The sequence below is a fragment of the Cohnella zeiphila genome, from assembly GCF_014212055.1.
In the GTDB taxonomy this organism is placed as follows: Bacteria; Bacillota; Bacilli; order Paenibacillales; family Paenibacillaceae; genus Cohnella; species Cohnella zeiphila.
Window position 1 is genome coordinate 1 of sequence record NZ_JACJVO010000041.1, and the last position, 2,959, is coordinate 2,959.

The following is a 2,959-nucleotide window of genomic DNA, read 5'->3' on the forward strand; positions in this document are numbered from 1 at the left end:
GAAGGACGCGGCGAACAGCGAAATTGCCTCGGGGAGCCGTAAGCGGGCTTTGATCCGGGGATGTCCGAATGGGGAAACCCGGCTGGAGTCATGTCCAGTCACCCATGAGTGAATCCATAGCTCATGAGGAGGCACACCAGGGGAACTGAAACATCTAAGTACCCTGAGGAAGAGAAAACAACAGTGATTCCGTCAGTAGCGGCGAGCGAAAGCGGATTAGCCCAAACCGGAGGGCTTGCCCTCCGGGGTTGTGGGACGTCTCACATGGAGTAAAAAAGGAGCAGGTTAGGCGAAGAGGTCTGGAAAGGCCCGGCATAGAAGGTAAAAGCCCTGTAGCCGAAAGTCTGCTCCCTCCGAGACGGATCCCGAGTACCGCGGGACACGTGAAACCCCGTGGGAATCCGGCAGGACCATCTGCCAAGGCTAAATACTCCCTGGCGACCGATAGCGAAGCAGTACCGTGAGGGAAAGGTGAAAAGCACCGCGGGAGCGGAGTGAAACAGAACCTGAAACCGTGCGCTTACAAGAAGTCAGAGCCCTCTATATGGGTGATGGCGTGCCTTTTGTAGAATGAACCGGCGAGTTACGTTCACGTGCGAGGTTAAGTCGGAAAGACGGAGCCGAAGCGAAAGCGAGTCTGAATAGGGCGCTTAAGTACGTGGGCGTAGACCCGAAACCGTGTGATCTACCCCTGTGCAGGGTGAAGGTGAGGTAACACTTACTGGAGGCCCGAACTCACAAGCGTTGAAAAGCTTGGGGATGACGTGGGGGTAGGGGAGAAATTCCAATCGAACTCGGAGATAGCTGGTTCTCCCCGAAATAGCTTTAGGGCTAGCCTCGAGGTAAAGCAACATGGAGGTAGAGCACTGATTGGGTGCGGGGCCCGCCAAGGGTTACCAAGCTCAGTCAAACTCCGAATGCCATGCTTGTATACTCGGGAGTCAGACGGCGAGTGCTAAGATCCGTCGTCAAGAGGGAAAGAGCCCAGATCATCAGCTAAGGTCCCCAAGTGTGTGTTAAGTGGGAAAGGATGTGGAGTTGCGAAGACAACCAGGATGTTGGCTTAGAAGCAGCCACCATTTAAAGAGTGCGTAATAGCTCACTGGTCGAGTGACTCTGCGCCGAAAATGTAACGGGGCTAAACACACCACCGAAGCTATGGCAACGCGTTTCTTTTAGAAACGCTTGGGTAGGGGAGCGTTGAATGCGGATTGAAGTCAGACCGGAAGGACTGGTGGACTGCATTCAAGTGAGAATGCCGGTATGAGTAACGAAAAGACAAGTGAGAATCTTGTCCGCCGAAAGCCTAAGGGTTCCTGAGGAAGGTTCGTCCGCTCAGGGTAAGTCGGGACCTAAGGCGAGGCCGAAAGGCGTAGTCGAAGGACAACAGGTTGAAATTCCTGTACCACCGTAAGCCGTTACGAGCAATGGGGGGACGCAGGAGGGCAAGAACGCGAGCTGATGGAATAGCTCGTCCAAGCAGCAAGAGGGGTGCGTAGGCAAATCCGCGCACTGTAACCTCAAGCTGTGACGGGGAGGGAAAATCACAGTACCGAAGGTTCCGTGCTCACGCTGCCGAGAAAAGCCTCTAGCCAGGCGAAGGTGCCCGTACCGCAAACCGACACAGGTAGGCGAGAAGAGAATTCTAAGGCGCGCGGAAGAACTCTCGTTAAGGAACTCGGCAAAATGACCCCGTAACTTCGGGAGAAGGGGTGCCCCGGTAGGGTGAATAGCCCGAGGGGGCCGCAGTGAAAAGGCCCAAGCGACTGTTTAGCAAAAACACAGGTCTGTGCGAAGCCGCAAGGCGAAGTATACGGGCTGACGCCTGCCCGGTGCTGGAAGGTTAAGGGGAGCGGTTAGGGGTAACCCGAAGCTGTGAACCGAAGCCCCAGTAAACGGCGGCCGTAACTATAACGGTCCTAAGGTAGCGAAATTCCTTGTCAGGTAAATTCTGACCCGCACGAATGGCGTAACGACTTGGGCGCTGTCTCAACGAGAGATCCGGTGAAATTTTAGTACCTGTGAAGATGCAGGTTACCCGCGACGTGACGGAAAGACCCCATGGAGCTTTACTGTAGCTTGATATTGGACTTTGGTACGGTCTGTACAGGATAGGTGGGAGCCGTTGAAGCAGGAGCGCCAGCTTCTGTGGAGGCGCCGTTGGGATACCACCCTGATCGTATCGGAGTTCTAACCTGTCACCGTGAAACCGGTGAAGGGACCGTGTCAGGCGGACAGTTTGACTGGGGCGGTCGCCTCCTAAAGCGTAACGGAGGCGCCCCAAGGTTCCCTCAGAATGGTTGGAAATCATTCGAAGAGTGCAAAGGCAAAAGGGAGCTTGACTGCGAGACCTACAAGTCGAGCAGGGACGAAAGTCGGGCTTAGTGATCCGGTGGTACCGAATGGAAGGGCCATCGCTCAACGGATAAAAGCTACCCTGGGGATAACAGGCTTATCTCCCCCAAGAGTCCACATCGACGGGGAGGTTTGGCACCTCGATGTCGGCTCATCGCATCCTGGGGCTGAAGTAGGTCCCAAGGGTTGGGCTGTTCGCCCATTAAAGCGGTACGCGAGCTGGGTTCAGAACGTCGTGAGACAGTTCGGTCCCTATCTGTCGCGGGCGTAGGAAATTTGAGAGGGGCTGTCCTTAGTACGAGAGGACCGGGATGGACGCACCGCTGGTGTACCAGTTGTTCCGCCAGGAGCATCGCTGGGTAGCCAAGTGCGGGAGGGATAAGCGCTGAAAGCATCTAAGCGCGAAGCCCGCCTCAAGATAAGATTTCCCAGTATGTAAGACCCCTGGAAGAACACCAGGTAGATAGGCCCGGGGTGGAAGCGCGGCAACGTGTGGAGCTGACGGGTACTAATCGGTCGAGGGCTTATCCTAAAGATCCAATCAAGGCACGGATGATTACAATCGCTAAAGTTTCGTATCCGGTTATCAAGGCGCAAGCTTTGA

General features: G+C 55.3%; 1 rRNA gene. It reads left to right on the forward strand.

Features of this window, described 5'->3' with window-relative positions:
* Positions 1-2,887: ribosomal RNA gene (locus tag H7C18_RS29630) — 23S ribosomal RNA — on the forward strand; the annotation flags it as partial.
* Positions 2,888-2,959 lie beyond the last annotated feature (72 nt).